Annotated in this window: 10 protein-coding genes, 1 tRNA gene and 1 pseudogene; 2 read left to right on the top strand and 10 right to left on the bottom strand. The window is 67.5% G+C overall.

Features of this window, described 5'->3' with window-relative positions:
- Positions 1-67: 67 nt before the first annotated feature.
- Positions 68-913: a glycosyltransferase family 2 protein gene (locus tag GobsT_RS39625; RefSeq protein WP_010037754.1), complete on the top strand. Its 846-nt coding sequence runs from the start codon at positions 68-70 to the stop codon at positions 911-913.
- Between the two features lie 439 nt (positions 914-1,352).
- Here the strand turns inward: GobsT_RS39625 and GobsT_RS39620 are convergent.
- The 8 genes and pseudogenes from GobsT_RS39620 to hisD form a co-directional block, all read right to left on the bottom strand.
- A pseudogene (locus GobsT_RS39620) lies at positions 1,353-2,042 on the bottom strand (CCA tRNA nucleotidyltransferase); the annotation flags it as partial.
- Between the two features lie 178 nt (positions 2,043-2,220).
- Positions 2,221-2,358: transfer RNA gene (locus GobsT_RS14005), tRNA-OTHER, on the bottom strand.
- A gap of 229 nt (positions 2,359-2,587) precedes the next feature.
- A complete protein-coding gene (locus GobsT_RS14000; protein WP_148087736.1) occupies positions 2,588-4,141 on the bottom strand; it encodes a hypothetical protein in 1,554 nt (517 codons plus the stop codon).
- A 110-nt stretch (positions 4,142-4,251) separates the two neighbouring features.
- Positions 4,252-5,682, bottom strand: coding sequence for an acetate and sugar kinases/Hsc70/actin family protein (locus tag GobsT_RS13995; protein ID WP_010037748.1), 1,431 nt, complete (start codon positions 5,680-5,682; stop codon positions 4,252-4,254).
- Between the two features lie 153 nt (positions 5,683-5,835).
- The gene (locus tag GobsT_RS13990; RefSeq protein ID WP_010037745.1) at positions 5,836-6,795 is read right to left on the bottom strand and encodes a hypothetical protein; all 960 of its coding nucleotides are present in this window, start codon (positions 6,793-6,795) and stop codon (positions 5,836-5,838) included.
- Between the two features lie 155 nt (positions 6,796-6,950).
- Entirely contained in the window at positions 6,951-7,538 is a 588-nt protein-coding gene (gene hisB, locus GobsT_RS13985; RefSeq protein ID WP_010037744.1) for an imidazoleglycerol-phosphate dehydratase HisB, read from the bottom strand.
- A 212-nt stretch (positions 7,539-7,750) separates the two neighbouring features.
- Entirely contained in the window at positions 7,751-8,821 is a 1,071-nt protein-coding gene (gene hisC / locus GobsT_RS13980; RefSeq protein ID WP_010048756.1) for a histidinol-phosphate transaminase, read from the bottom strand.
- Positions 8,822-8,932: 111 nt separating this feature from the next.
- The gene (gene hisD, locus GobsT_RS13975) at positions 8,933-10,357 is read right to left on the bottom strand and encodes a histidinol dehydrogenase (RefSeq protein WP_010048752.1); all 1,425 of its coding nucleotides are present in this window, start codon (positions 10,355-10,357) and stop codon (positions 8,933-8,935) included.
- 520 nt (positions 10,358-10,877) lie between these two features.
- Between hisD and GobsT_RS13970 the strand changes: the two genes are divergently transcribed.
- A complete protein-coding gene (locus tag GobsT_RS13970) occupies positions 10,878-12,194 on the top strand; it encodes a PP2C family protein-serine/threonine phosphatase (protein ID WP_010048749.1) in 1,317 nt (438 codons plus the stop codon).
- 188 nt (positions 12,195-12,382) lie between these two features.
- Here GobsT_RS13970 and GobsT_RS13965 read toward each other — a convergent pair whose 3' ends face one another.
- Both GobsT_RS13965 and GobsT_RS13960 read right to left on the bottom strand, forming a co-directional pair.
- Complete coding sequence (locus GobsT_RS13965) at positions 12,383-13,243, bottom strand: hypothetical protein (protein ID WP_148087735.1); 861 nt, start codon at positions 13,241-13,243, stop codon at positions 12,383-12,385.
- Positions 13,244-13,696: 453 nt separating this feature from the next.
- Positions 13,697-14,014, bottom strand: a complete 318-nt coding sequence (locus GobsT_RS13960) for a hypothetical protein (RefSeq protein WP_010048744.1) — start codon at positions 14,012-14,014, stop codon at positions 13,697-13,699.
- Positions 14,015-14,125 lie beyond the last annotated feature (111 nt).

Below are 14,125 nucleotides of genomic sequence, written 5' to 3'. Positions count from 1 at the left end.
GTGCCCTTTACGCCGCTTCGCCGTCTCGCTATTCCCCGTCCGCCGTGCTGTTTTCCAGGGGGCCGCGATGGGCACGTTCACGCGCACCGGGTTGAGTCTGGTGATCCCGGCGTTCAACGAAGCCGCTGTCATCAGCCGCGCGATCGCCGAGGCCGAAGCCGCACTCGGGCGCTCGTTCGAGCGGTTCGAGATCCTGGTGGTGGACGACGGCAGTTCCGACGCGACCGCCACTGAGGCGAGCCGGGCGCTGGAAGCCGCCCCCCACACACGGCTGTTGCGGCACCCGACGAACCGCGGGTACGGGGCCGCCCTGCGCACGGGGTTCGAGGCGGCGCGGTTCGACCTGGTCGCGTTCACCGACGCTGACTGTCAGTTCGATCTCACCGACCTGGCCCAGTTGGCGGAACACGCGGGGAGCGTACCGGTGGTGGTGGGTTTCCGCGCGGACCGGCAGGACCCGTGGCGCCGGCGGTTCCTGTCGTGGGGCTATAACGTGCTGGCCCGCGCACTGCTCGGCACGCGCGTCCGCGACGTGGATTGCGCGCTCAAGGTCTTCCGGCGCGACACCCTGGCCGGGCTGATGCCGGAGTCGCGTGGGTTCTTCGTGAACACGGAGATGCTCACCCGGGCGCGGCAGTTGGGGCTGGAGGTGACGGAATTGCCGGTCACGCACCGGCCGCGGGCCGGCGGTGAGAGCAAGGTGTCCCTTCGTGAGGTGCCGCGGACCGCGCGAACGCTGCTCAACTTCTGGTGGCATGAAGTGGTGCGCGGCGACCGCCGAACTACCCCGGCGGTGGTTCAGGCGCGTCTCCCGGTTCCGCGAGCAGCCGGGTTACCAGGGCGTGCCCCTGCTCCTTCGTCGCCGCCCGCCCTTCGAGCTGGGCTTCCCGAACGGCATCGAGCAGGCGCTTGAACGCCGGACCGGGCTTCAGCCCCCGGGCGATCAGGTCCGCCCCGGTCAGCACGGGCGGCGGGTTCAGTTCCTCGGGCGGCGTGTCCCGCAGGACGCGTGTACAGAACTCGACCGGGGCCAGGCTCCCGCCGGTCGCGGTCGCCAGCGCCCGGTGGAGCGCGAGCAAGTCGTCGATGCCCGGGTGAACCAGCAGCGGTTTGAGCTTACTCGGGCGCATGACCTCGGCATCGGTCAGCACGCTCTGGTTCGCCACCAGCCAGCAGAGACGGTCGCTCTCAACGTTCGAGAGCTTCAGCCGCTCGGCGACGCGTTCCGTGACCGCTCTGCCGACCGCGTGGAGTGTGACCGCGAACGCGAGAGGAAAGGGGAGCCGCCCGCCCACTTCGCTCAGCGCCGCGAGTGCCGCGCTGGCACGATCCGCTGAGGGTGTCAGTTCCGGCAAAATCGGTTCGATGAGCCCCAGCTCGCGAAGCAGCGCGAGCCCGCGTGTGCGGTTCGGGTGGGCGAACAGCTTCCGCAACTCCTCGGCAACCCGCTCGGCCGAAACCACGCTCACCTGCGGCGCCATTTGTTGCGCGGCGTCACGGGTGGTGGGGTCGATGGCGAGCCCGAACCGCGTCGCCATGCGGGCCGCGCGCAGGATGCGGAGCTTGTCCTCGGTGAACCGTGCGAAGGGGTCGCCGATCGCGCGCAGCACCTTCGCGTCCAGGTCCGCCCGGCCGCCCACGAAGTCGAGCAGCTCGTTCCGAACAGGGTCGAAGAACATTCCGTTGACGGTGAAGTCGCGCCGCTGCGCGTCCTCTTCGGGCGTGGAGAAGGTGACGGTGTCCGGGCGGCGCCCGTCGGTGTACGCGCCGTCGGACCGGAAGCTCGCCACCTCGATGGTGTGCCAGGTGCCGTCGGCCTTCTTCGGGCCGATGACCTGCACCACACCGAAGTGCGCGCCGATCTCGTTCCGCCGGCGGAACAGCGGGCGCAACTGCTCCGGTCGCGCCGACGTGGCCACGTCGTAGTCTTCGGGCACGAGCCCGAGGAACTCGTCGCGCACGCACCCGCCGGCCCAGAGAGCGGTGAACCCGGCGGACTGAAGGGTGCGGACCACACTAAGAGCAAACTCGCGGTCGGTCATGGGTGCGGAAATAAAAGCGCCCCGGTCGAGCTTTCGCCGGCTCGCCGGGGCTGGGTCCCTCTCGCTCGCGCGTGTAGGTGTGCCGTCTCAGGGAGTGCTCACAGTATCCGGTCGCCGGCTTTGAGTTTGTTGACCAACTGCCTTACCGTTAGGCAACCCCCGCGTGGGTCGGGCGAAGCGCGGGGGAATGGATTCGAACCACTATAGGTTGGTTGGAGCCGGTCGTTCGATTGGGCACCTCGGCACGGGTTTGAGCTTGGCGTGACAACCTGAACCTGGGGGCAGCCGTATCGCCTCTACCGTTGGGCTACCCCGCCAGAAACAAGGCACAAGGGGAAAGTGGGGCAACAACATCTTCGGTCGCCGTTCGCCTTTCTACTGGCCCCTTTTGACTTCCCAAAGGGAGTGGCGGGGGTGGGACTCGAACCCACACTCTTCTTGGCCGCGGTTGAGCCGGAACCTGATCCTCAGCCTGCACGCCTGTGCGTTGTTCATGATGCCGCACGGGGCCGGGAGGTTCAACCCCCGCGCCGGATTTCAGGATTTCAGTCGGGCGTGCGGATGTCGGCCGCCTGGAAGTCCACCCCGATCACCGCCGTAACCGGGACCTCCTTCCCCTTGTACTCGATCAGCCCGCGGCGCAACTGCACCCGCCACTGCAACGGGCCTTTCTCGGCCTCGGCGGTGCGGATCAGGTCCGCGCCGGCGGCCGTGAACACCACGTACTCGCGGCTTTCGCCCGGTCGCAGCGGGATCGCGTCGTTGCCCTGTTGCACCTCGATCTTCCTTTTCACCCCCTTCGGCCACGGCCACTCGATTTCGCCGCCGTAGAACGCCCGCTTGCTCGTGACGAGTCGGGTAATCGGCTGATCGCTCGCGGCCTCGCGCCGGGTGAACGCCGGGTCCATCGGCAGGATCGGCAGATCCGGCGACGTGTTCTTGATGTCGAGCGTCATGACCAGCGCCGGGCCGGGGTACATCGTGCGCTCGGCCTCACGGTCGTCGGTCCCCGCGACCCGGATCGCGAGCTTGCGCTTCTCGACCTTCGTCGGCTGGACTTCGAGCTGACCGATGGAGATCGTGTTGCCGAGCCCGGCGCGCAACTCGGGCGGCAGCGGGCCGTCTACCGGGAACGTCGCCTGGGTGACCTTCTTCCGGCTCACGGGGTCGAACTCGCCGAAGGTGTCCGGGATGGTGGAAAGCGGGTGCCCGGCGGGCGTCCCGGAGCGGAAAAACAGTCCGTACACGGCGGCCACGGTGGCGATGAACGCGTAGCCCGCCAGAACCACCAGCAGCACGGTCTTCGCGCCTCCGGCACCACCGCCGGCGCGACCAGAGGTCGCCCGCATCGGCCGCTCTTCAGGCTCCTCGTCTCGTTCCTTGCGCTTCTTCGTTTGAGCTGGCTCGTCTTCGCCGGTTTCGAGCCGCTCCTCGACGGCGGGTGCGAGCGCGGGCGTCTTCGCGGCAGACTGGATGGCGCTGAGCAGCGCGAACGGGTTGTCCAGTGCGGGCGCGGGGGGCGGCGCGGGCGTCGATTTCGGCGGCGACGGTGGGGCCGCTGGCGCTGGCGGCGGTGCAGGTTTGGGATCGTCGGCGGGGGCGAGTGCCGTCGGTTTCGCGACCGGTTGCGGGAGCGGTGCCTTCACGGGCGCCGGCAGGTTTGGGAGCGGGAGCGAGCTGCTAAAGGGGTGGGCGGGAGCCGACCCACCCGCGACCGGTGCCGGCCCGGCGTTGATCGGGCGGGCGGGCGCCGGGGCCACCGGTTCCGGGGCCGGCTCGCGCGTCAGGGTCCGAAGGCGCGAGGCGGTACTGGACCCGAACACCTCGTCTTCGGACTCGTGGGGGTCGCTCAGGATGCTGTCGGCCTCTTCCTTCTGCACCGGCAGGTCGAACGACCGCAGTTCTGGCTCCGGTGGGGGAACGGGAGCGGGCGGGGGCGGAGGCGGGGGCACGATCTCCGGGGCGGCGCCGGCGGTGGCGGGCGCGACGACGACCTGCTTGCAGTGCGGGCACCGGACCTGTCGCCCGAGGAGTTCGGCCGGTACGCCCATCCGGCGCGTGCAGAAGGAACACGGGAACGTGACGGGTTGTGAAGACATAGCGGGTGTTCGGTGGTGGCGCCGGCGTTGCGAACCATCGCGTGGCCGTGACTGTGCGAATGGTACACACGAACCCGCTACCACGCAAACCCACCCTGCCGCGGGGCGGGTCAGAAGTACTCGCGCTCGAAGTAGAGGCTGGCACCGCCGAGCGCGGTCGCGCCGCGGGCGAACTTGTCGTCGAGCGAGTCGACCGGCGGGCCGGACTTCACCTTCTTGAGGCCCGGGGCGTGGGTCTTCACGAACGCGGCGCCCGGGGTCGCGGCGGCGGCCTTGATGAGCGCCTCGCGGACCGCGGGGATGTTGCTGCCGCCCCCGGTGAGGATCAGCTCCTGCATCGACGCCGGGCCGAGTTGCTGGAGGAAGGCCGTGGTCTCGTCCGTGAGGCGCGTGCAGAAGGCGGCGAGGCAGCTCTCGACGATCGGCCGGTCGGCGGAGCCGCCGATCACCTTCCCGGGGCCGATCCGGTAACCGGTCTCGGCGCTGTACGCGCTCACCTGGAACGCCGCGAAGTCCTTTCGCGCCATCCCGTTCAGCGCGGCCCGCTTCTCCTCGGGCAGCGCGTCCCGCACGGTCGCATCGAGGTCCGAAATGCCGAACGCGATCGACTGCTGGGTCACCCCGAAACCGGCACCGTTGGACGTGTCAACCTCTTTCCCGCCGGTGTCGATCCCGAGGGCGGCGAAGTCGCTCGTGAACGTGCCCACGTCGATCACCAGGGCGCGGTAGGTCGGGTGGTGCGCGTCGCCGGCCAGCACCGTGATGAGCGGGCCGCGGTTGAACATCTCGCGGAAGTTGATCTTCTTCGTGCGGACGGTGAGCGCGTTGACCGCCTTCGTCAAGATCCCGACCGCGTTGGCTTCGGGCTCCGACACGAACAGCGGGTCGGCGAGCGGCCAGCCGGCCGACGCCAGCGCGTCGCGCAGCCGCACGCACCCCGGGTGCTGGGCGAGCGTTTCGATCGGCCCGAACAGCGGGACGGTGATCCGGAGCGGGATGTCCTTGTAGTTCAGCGCGGTGTGCGGGAGCCGCTCGCACGCCTTCAGCACGCACTCCCGGAGCCACTTGAAGTAGTGGTAGGTGAGCCGCTTCGCCTCTTCCTGCCGCCGGGCCGCCGCGCCGCCGGGGCTCGCGTCCGGGGTGCCGAAGAGGGTCCGGGCCGAGGTGGTCAGCGACCGGAGGCCCGCGACCCACGCCGGCAGCACGCCGTGTTTGGCGGCCAGCGCCTCGAACTCTTCGGACCGCAACAGCGCGTCGATCGGGTGGAGGTCCGGGCCTTGCGCCGGCGGCGGAGCGAACAGCTCCCGTTTGAAGTTCGAGTAAACGACGACCTTGCCGCCCGGTTTGACATCGGCCGCACGGTGCCCGAACTCCAGACGCGCCTCGCCCCGCGTCCAGTCCGCCGAGACCACAGTGGGCGCCCAGAACTCCAACCCTTCGTCCGAGCACGGGACCAGAGCCCCCGCTTCCTGGGGCGCCGAGCGGAGCGCGACCTTGGTGTAGAACGTTCCGAAGTCCACGCAGAACACGCGCTCGGCCATTGAGAACCTCACACCGGTCCGGTTATGAGCGCCCGTTACTGGCGCTTGGTCTTTGTGGCACCGACGTTCCGGTCGGTGCGGCTTCGGGCGCTGAAGGCACACGGACGCGCGCGTCCGTGACACAAAAATGATCACAACCGGCCGACACGGGTATCACAGGTCGCCGACCGCGGCCTTCAGCGCGACGTAATCCTCGTCGTCGGTCTTGAGCAGCCAGCCCGGGCGCAGCACGGTGAGCGGGTCTCCCGGGGCGGCCGGCTGCTCCGATTCGTGGACCCGGCCGTTGAACGCGATCTGCTGCCCGGGCTCGCCGATCATTTGCATCCCGCGGATGTTCCACATCGCCGTTTCGAGGTAGTCGCGGCCCTCGGTCTTCCCGTCGGTCCAGGCGTCGCGCCACGCGGCGGCGAGTCGGTCCGCGGTGTACCGCCGGAAGTCGCGCTCCTCGTCCGTCTTGGGTTCCGGAGCCGATGCCGGTGCGGGCGCGGCGGCCTTCGGCTCCGGGCGCGGTTCCACACGCGGCGCGGGCTCGGGCAACTCGGTCGCCTTCGCGCCTTCGAGTTCGTATTCGCGACGCAGCGCGTCGAGCCGGTTCCGGCGGCGCTCTTCGAGCAGGGCTTTCGCCCGTTCCAGTGCGGCGAGCGCGATCTCTTCCGCCTCGCGGCGCTTCTTCGCCGCTTCAATTCTCGCTTCTTGCTCGGCTTTTTCGGCCGCAACCGCCTCTTCGAGCAGCGGAGTCAGTTCCGGCGCCGCGAACGGAGTTCGACCGATTACCGACTGAATGAACTCGATCCGCGCCGCGGCCGGTGCCGCTGCCGCGATCGCTTTCGCGAGCGGTCCGACCTTGTCCTCGGCGAGTTCGCCCGCGATCCGCTCGAAGCCCGCCGGCGTCAGCCCGACGATCTGCGCCTTCCCCTCGGTCCGGAGTACCGTCAGCAGGGGGACGGCGGCGGTCATGCACGCGTCGGCCGCCTCTTTGTTCGGGCCGCTCGCGGTGGGGAACAGCCCGCCCTTGCCGCCGAGTTTCACGTCGCCGGTGGCGTTCGCGACGTTCAACAGCGCGAGCCGCACAAGTTCGGCAACCGGAACCGGGGCCGCTGGTTTCTTTGCCACGTCCGTGTCCTCACCGTCGGGAGTTTAACCGTCCGTACCGGCGCGCGAAAGCGCGTTCCGAGCGAAATCGGCAAGTGCGACCTGCGCGCGGGCGGACCCTTAACGACCGGGTCCGGTTCTCGAAGTCGTGAGTATAGGAGCGGGGGCGCGACGGGCTAGAGAACGCCCTTCGTGGACGGCACCGCGGTGGACCGCGGGTCCGGTTCCACCGCCGCGCGGAGCGCACGGGCGCACGCCTTAAAAATGGCTTCGACGATGTGGTGCGTGTTGTGGCCGTGGTGCAACACAACATGCAGGTTGAACAGCCCCGTCGAACTCGCGGCGCGCCAGAACTCCTCCGCCAGTTGTGAGGAGAACGATCCGAGCGTTTCCAGCGGGACGTTCGCGCGCCACACGAGGTACGGGCGCCCGCTCAGGTCCGCGGCGGCGGTCGCCAGCACGTCGTCCATCGGGAGCGTGCAGTCCCCGAACCGCCGGATGCCGGCCTTATCGCCGAGCGCCTGAACCAGCGCCTTGCCGAAGCAGATGCCCACGTCCTCGACCGTGTGGTGCGCGTCGATGTGCAGGTCGCCCTTGCAGCTCACCGACAGGTCGAACAGCCCGTGCCGCGCGATGTGCGTCAGCATGTGGTCGAAGAACCCGACGCCGGTCGCCAACTGAGCGGTGCCGGTGCCGTCGAGGTTCAACGTCAGGTCGATCTCGGTCTCGTTCGTCTTGCGCTGGATACGTGCGGTACGGGGCATAGTCGCTCGCTTAGTCCTTGCCGGCGTGGCGTGTCCTTCCAGTCACCTGATCCCGATGGAGCGCGATCCCCGGCTCCTACACGGTCCGGGTGGTGTCTGTTATTTGTGGCACAGACATTCCTGTCTGTGCGGCGTGAGAAGACAGCACAGACAGGAATGTCTGTGCCACAAGGGTATTAGCCAAAAACGGGCACCCGCAACCGAACCGTGAATCAGAGAAAGGTCCGCAGTGCGGCGCACAGTTGGTCGATTTCCGTATCGGTTCCGACCGAGATTCGGAGGCCGTCGTAAGCCGAGCCCTCCGGGTGCCCGACCGGCCCGGCGGCGTAGCTCATGTACCGCACCAGGATCTTCCGCGCTTTGAGTGCCTCGTAAATCGGCTTGAGAGCGCGGTCCGCGCGGCGGCACCACACGAAGTTCGCGTGGCTGGGCGTCACCTCGAACCCAAGGGCGGTGAGGTCGGTTGTCATCCGGTCGCGGGTGGCGCGGATCTTCGCGCGGATGTCGCGGAAATAGTCCTGGTCTTCGATCGCCGCAGTCGCTGCGGCCAGGCTCAGCACGTCGCAGTTGTAGGAGTCTTTTACCTTGACCAACTCGCGCACGAGTTCGGGGCGGGCGACCGCGAACCCGAACCGGATACCCGCCAGCGCGTACGACTTGCTCATCGTGCGTGTGACGATAAGGTTCGGCACACTCGGGAGCAGTGCCAAGCTGTTGCCGTCGGCGAAATCGGCGTAGGCCTCGTCGCAGACAAACGGGGCCGGGGAAACGAGCCCAGCCAACGCAGCCAGTTGCGCGGGTGCGATGACGGTACCGGACGGCGAGTTCGGGTTGGGTACGAACGAGAGGTGCGCGTCGCGCGGCCAGCGGTCGGCGTCCGGCTGCCAGTCCGCCGTGAGCGGGACAGCCGCGAACCGCGCCCCCTGAATCTCCGCGAGGCTCTTGTAGAGGATGTAGCTGGGGGTCGGGGACGCGATCAGCCCGCCCTCGGGCACGAACGCGCGCGTCAGGATGGTCAGGATGTCGTCGGAGCCGTTGCCGATCAGGATGGCGTCGGGATCGACGTTCAGCACGCGGCCGGCGGCCTTGCGGAACGTGTCGCCGAGGGGCTGCGGGTACTTGCGCAGGCTGTTCGGCGTGAGCGCCGCGCGGACGGCCTCGAACACCCGCGGGCTGGGCGGGTACGGGTTCTCGTTCGTGTTCAGCTTGACGATTTCGGGGTCGTTGAGCTGCTCGCCCGGGACGTAGCCGGACATGGCGCGGACGTTGGGTCGAACGGTCATCGGGGGAGGTCCGAGAGTCGAAGCCGATTGATCCGTATCCACGCCGTATTCTGGAGCCGGCCGATGTGAGGCCGACCCCAGAAGGGGATTACTCTTCAATCGGGTGTGGTGTCACTTCTTGGCGGTCGTGGCGGCGGGCACCTTATCCGGCTTCGGCTTGGGCCGGTTCATCGGGCCGTTGTCGTTGGCCCGCAGTTCGACGCTGGCGGCGTGGCCGGTCAGCCCTTCCTTGTTGGCCAGGAAGATCACATCCGACGCGATCTCCTTCAGCCCGTTGCGGGTGAAGTGCATGACGCTGGTGCGCTTGCGGAAGTCGTTGGTGGTCAGGCCGCTCGCGAACCGGGCGGTGCCGCCGGTGGGGAGCACGTGACTCGGGCCGGCGGCGTAGTCGCCCACCGCGACCGGCGTGAACGGGCCGAGGAACACCGCCCCGGCGTTGTCGATGCGCTCCAGGATGGCTTCGGGGTCCTTGGTCTGGATGTGCAGGTGCTCAGGCGCCAGCGCGTTAGTGCAGTCGATGGCCGCCTGCTCGTCCGGGGCGAACACGAGCGCGCCGTACCGCTCCAGGCTCTCACGGGCCAGTTCGCCGCGCGAGAGTTTCGCCAGCCGCTTCTGAAGCGCGTCCTGGATCTCTTCCAGGAGTTGCTCGTGCCAGGTGACCAGCACGGCGACGCCCGGGGAGTGTTCGGCTTGCGCGATCAGGTCGAGCGCGACGTAATCGGGGTGGGCCGAGTAGTCGGCCAGCACCACCACCTCGCTCGGGCCGGCGATGCAGTCGATCGCCACTTGCCCGAACACGTGCTTCTTCGCCAGGGCGACGTACTGGTTGCCCGGACCGACGATCATATCGACCGGCTTGATCCCCTCCACGCCATAGGCCATTGCGGCGATGGCCTGCGCGCCGCCGAGCCGATACACCTCGGTGATGCCCAGTTCGTAACAGGTCGCGAGCATCTCGCGGTTGTACCCGCCGGTGGCGTTGGGCGGCATACAGACGACGATCTGCTCCACCCCGGCCACCTGCGCGGGGCAGACGGTCATGAGCAGCGTCGAGGGGTACGCCGCGGCGCCGCCGGGGCAGTACACGCCGACCCGCTTCAGGGGCCGGTAACGCACCGTCAGTTCGTGCTTGCCGGAAACCGGCATCACCGCGTCGCGCTGGAGCAACCCGGACTGGAACTGAACGACGTTGTACCGGATCTGTTTGATGACTTCGAGGAAGTCGGCACCGACGTTGGCGTGGGCCTCGGCGAGTTCCGCCGGCTTCACCTTGAGTTGGTCGGACTTCAGCTTCACGCCATCGAATTGCTCGGTGTAATGCAGGGCCGCGGACAGCCCCTTCTCTCGGACTTCGTTGCAAATGCGTTCGACGGCCCGCGTCGGGGACAGGGCCTCACCGAACACGGCAAGAGTCCTCTTCTTACTGGCGGCCGATGAGATGTCGGCATCGGTGCGAAACTGGTCGCGAAGCTTAAGGATCTGGGCCGCGGCGTTGTTGGCTGAAAGGTCGATCCGCCGCAGCTTGAGTGCTGGCATCTGTTGAACCTCGCAGGCAGCGTGAAGAGGGGCCACCTGCCCGAGCGGGACATCATGGCACGCCCCAGATTGTGCTAACCGCACACCGGGCACATGTTTCCCTCGTTATACGGGTTCACGCGTCGCGATGCAAGGAACGGCGGCACGCGTTAAGCAAAATCGGTGGTGTAAACCATTCCGACAATGCAGGTTGTGACGAATGACACTTTGCGATTCCGATAGTGCATTAATTTAGTGCTTTTCTGAATAATTGTGAAAGGTGGGTTACACCGGGTGATGTATCCCAGGTCACGATCGGCGGCGAACAACACGTGACTGCGAGCCGTAATCACCCTCGGGTTAGTTCACTGAACGCCGTTAGCCGGGCTACCGTCGCAGCCGGCGTTGTGGCGAAACGGTGAAACCCGAACCTCGCGCTTGCGTTCGGTCCCGTGCGCGGGTCTACTGGAGCCGACCTCTCGTGCTCGCCCGTGCGTGCGACGGATTGTGAGACCCCGCATCTCGGCCGCGGAGGCGGCAAATGACCGTGGCAGCCGATTTCTTCGATACCGAACCGCGGAACTGGCGGGCAAGGCTGGCCGTCAGCGTGGAGGTGATGCGCGAACTGAGTCGCGCCGCCGACCCCCAAGAGATGTACGCGGTGTTCGCGCGCCGCATGGTGCAACTGTTCCCCGTCAGCCGGCACCTGACCATCTCGCGCCGCGGGCTGCGCGACCCGGAGTACCGGGTCACGCGATTCAGCCAGTGGAACGAGCCGGTCAACCCGTGGAAGGAGCAGCACCGCTTGCCCATGCACCACGGCGGGCTGTTAGCCGAGTTGCTGTACGCCGACCAGCCGCGCGTCATCGACAACCTGCGGCTCGAACCGGACGACCCCGCGAGCGAGTACCTCGCCGGCCAGCGGTCCCTGGTCGCTATCCCGCACGTCGAGAGCGGCCCGTCGCAGAACATGGTGATCGCCACCCGCGACGATGTGGACACGTTCCCGCGCGAGCGGGTCCCGGACCTGCTGCTGCTGAGCAACCTGTTCGCCCGGGCGACGCAAACGGTGGTGCTGTCGCAGGCGGTGAAGGAAGCGTTCGACGGGCTCGACTACGAACTGCGGTCGATCGCGGAGATCCAGAAGTCGCTGCTGCCGGCCGCCCTGCCGAAGGTCCCGCACCTGGACGTGGCCGTCCACTACCAAACGGCGAAGCGGGCCGGGGGCGACTACTACGACTTCTTCCCGCTGCCGAACGACCGGTTGGGCGTGCTGATCGCCGACGCTAGCGGCCACGGCGCGCCCGCGGCGGTGCTGATGGCACTGGCCCACAGCATCGCCCACACGCGCCCCGAACCGCCGCAGCGGCCGGGCGAGTTCCTGACCTACATGAACGCGCACCTGACGCGGCGGTACACCCGCCCGACGGGCAGCTTCATGACCGCCTTCTACGCCGTCTTCGACCCGATCAACGCGACCCTGAGCTACGCGAGCGCGGGTCACAACCCGCCGCGCCTCTTGCGCTGTGCGGACGGGTTCAAGCTCGCGCTCAACCGCGCCCAGAAGCTGCCGCTCGGGATCAAGCCCGATGAAGTGTACCTCGAACAGACGCTTCCGCTGCTCCCCGGCGATCAGGTGGTGCTGTTCACCGACGGGGTGATTGAGGCGGTGAACACGGACGGCGACGTGTTCGGCTCCGCCCGGATCGACGAGGAGCTGGAGACCTGCCTCCCGACGGCGAACGCGCTGCTGCGTTCGATCCTGGCGTCGCACGCGCTGTTCACCTCGGGCACGACGCCGGCCGACGACCGCACGCTGGTGGTCGTGAAGCGAACGGAAGGCAGCAAAGCGAAGTAGCCAGTGGCCACACTCAAGGCGTCACCCGACCGGCGAAAGCGAGCCGGCCGGGTGACGCTTTTTGAGTGAGCCCCGCGAAACGAGTGGTTGCAACATCGTGCAAATCGCATTGGATACGATTAATTTGACGCGCAAAGCACCGCTCGCGGAGCGAGCGGGCCACACTGAAGGCCACAACTGTCGTCTTGTCAGAGCCGTTCATCATCAACCGGCGCGAACGGCTCCACCGCGCCGACCACATCGAGATCGAAGCGGGCTTTTTCGTCGAACCAAGACAGTTGGTCTGTGAGAACGGGAACGACGTGCGGGCCGAAGGCGTGATCGACGAAGTGCGTTCCGAGCGTGAACTTTTGGTCCTCGGAAACGAGAGTGTGGCAACCCTCCCAGAGGAACGCATGGATCTTGCCGGTGGCCGCGAGGCCGTTGAGGTAACCGTTCGCCTTCGAGCGCGTACCGAACGAGTCCGCGAGGGCCGCTACCGTTACCGGTAGGAGGCTCGTAACGCCAAGGTCCATCATCTCGTTGACGTGCCCCCGCATCATCCCGCCCGAGATGATTTCGTCCACGTAAAGGAGGTGATCAAAGCCCATCGACCGGATGCACCAGTCGCGGAGCCGGCGCAGTTCGAGGATGTTCGCATAGCGACCGCTGGCGCGCACACCCGGGCCACGAATGTTGAGCCCTTCGGGGTACGCCACGAAGCTCGACGTGACCGCGTGGTACTCCTCACACCGAGCGCGGGCATCGGCGCTGAGGTGGACCCGCACCGCCCGCCAGATCGGGAGCGCGCCGCGGAGCGGCAGGTACACGAGACACCGCCGCGTGCCGTGTAGAACGGGTTCGAGCCGGCGCGCGAGCTTCTTCGCGGCCTCACGGTAGCTCGCATGGAGTTCGGAATCGTAAGTGTAATGCGTTTCGTGCGGGTGCGACTTGGTGTAAAGGTGCTTGCCGCGGATTTGGAACCGATGCTCATCGGGTTTCAGCACGGACGTGATGATGTTCGCACCGACAGCTTCGATGTGGGCTCTCCATTCGGCTTGCGATCGCACCTCGTAACACTCATCGAACTGGACGTGTTCACGCCGCTCGCCAGCGGCCTGAGTGCGGATGTAGAGCTTCATAATAGCCGAGTGCAGGGCACGAACCGACCGCCGCCGAACGAATCGGCGGCATGGCGGATCGGATGAGCAGGAGTTAGACGCTGGTATGTGACCCCGGATCGTCGAGCGCGGTTCGCGCGCGTGGGATCAACTCAACGTGACGTGGGGCCGATGCGGGAGCGGGCGGTGACGCGGTGCCCCGTGCCTCGGTCTGGCCGTTGCCGCTTGGCGGTTCGGCGATGGGCTCACGGCACTCGGGGCAAAACGCGTCGACAACAGGGAGCCGCGTTGCGCAGTGCGGGCAAGTCGTCGCACGGAACTCTTTGCAGCGGCGAACTCGCCCGCCGGTCGCGACAGACGTCGGCGGGAAACGCCCCGGCCAGCAGCGAGACACCGTTTCGGTTACTTGGTCGGATTCGTTTCGGCTTCAGCCGGCGGTGGGATCACGTCGTACTGCGCCTCCTGTTCACACTCGTCCTGCGGGTTGGTCCATACCGAGACGCGCGCGAGAACCCCGGCATCGGCCAGCGCTTCAAGGTCAGACCAGGCCCAACCGTCGGGTAACGCCCGAGACCGGTCCGCGCTCGCGATCGTGACCCCGTGATACTGGCCGAACGGCAAATACCCGAGGTATTCCGTCCGGTACACGACTCGCGGGGTGCCGGCGGTTCCGGTGAGGTGCCGGAGCCGTTGTGCCAAGTCCTGCTGAAGCGGCGTCATGCTGTTCGCACCTCGTGGGACGACAGGGTCGCGCACTGCCTTCGCCGGCGCGACCGGGTCAAGAATGAGTTTGTGGGGGACCGGAGGCCGTCTCTGCTCGCGGCCACGTGT

Origin of the sequence: Gemmata obscuriglobus, assembly GCF_008065095.1 — a bacterium.
In the GTDB taxonomy this organism is placed as follows: Bacteria; Planctomycetota; Planctomycetia; order Gemmatales; family Gemmataceae; genus Gemmata; species Gemmata obscuriglobus.
Note: the sequence above shows the minus strand (reverse complement) of the source record. Positions and strands in the feature narration are given on the sequence as shown.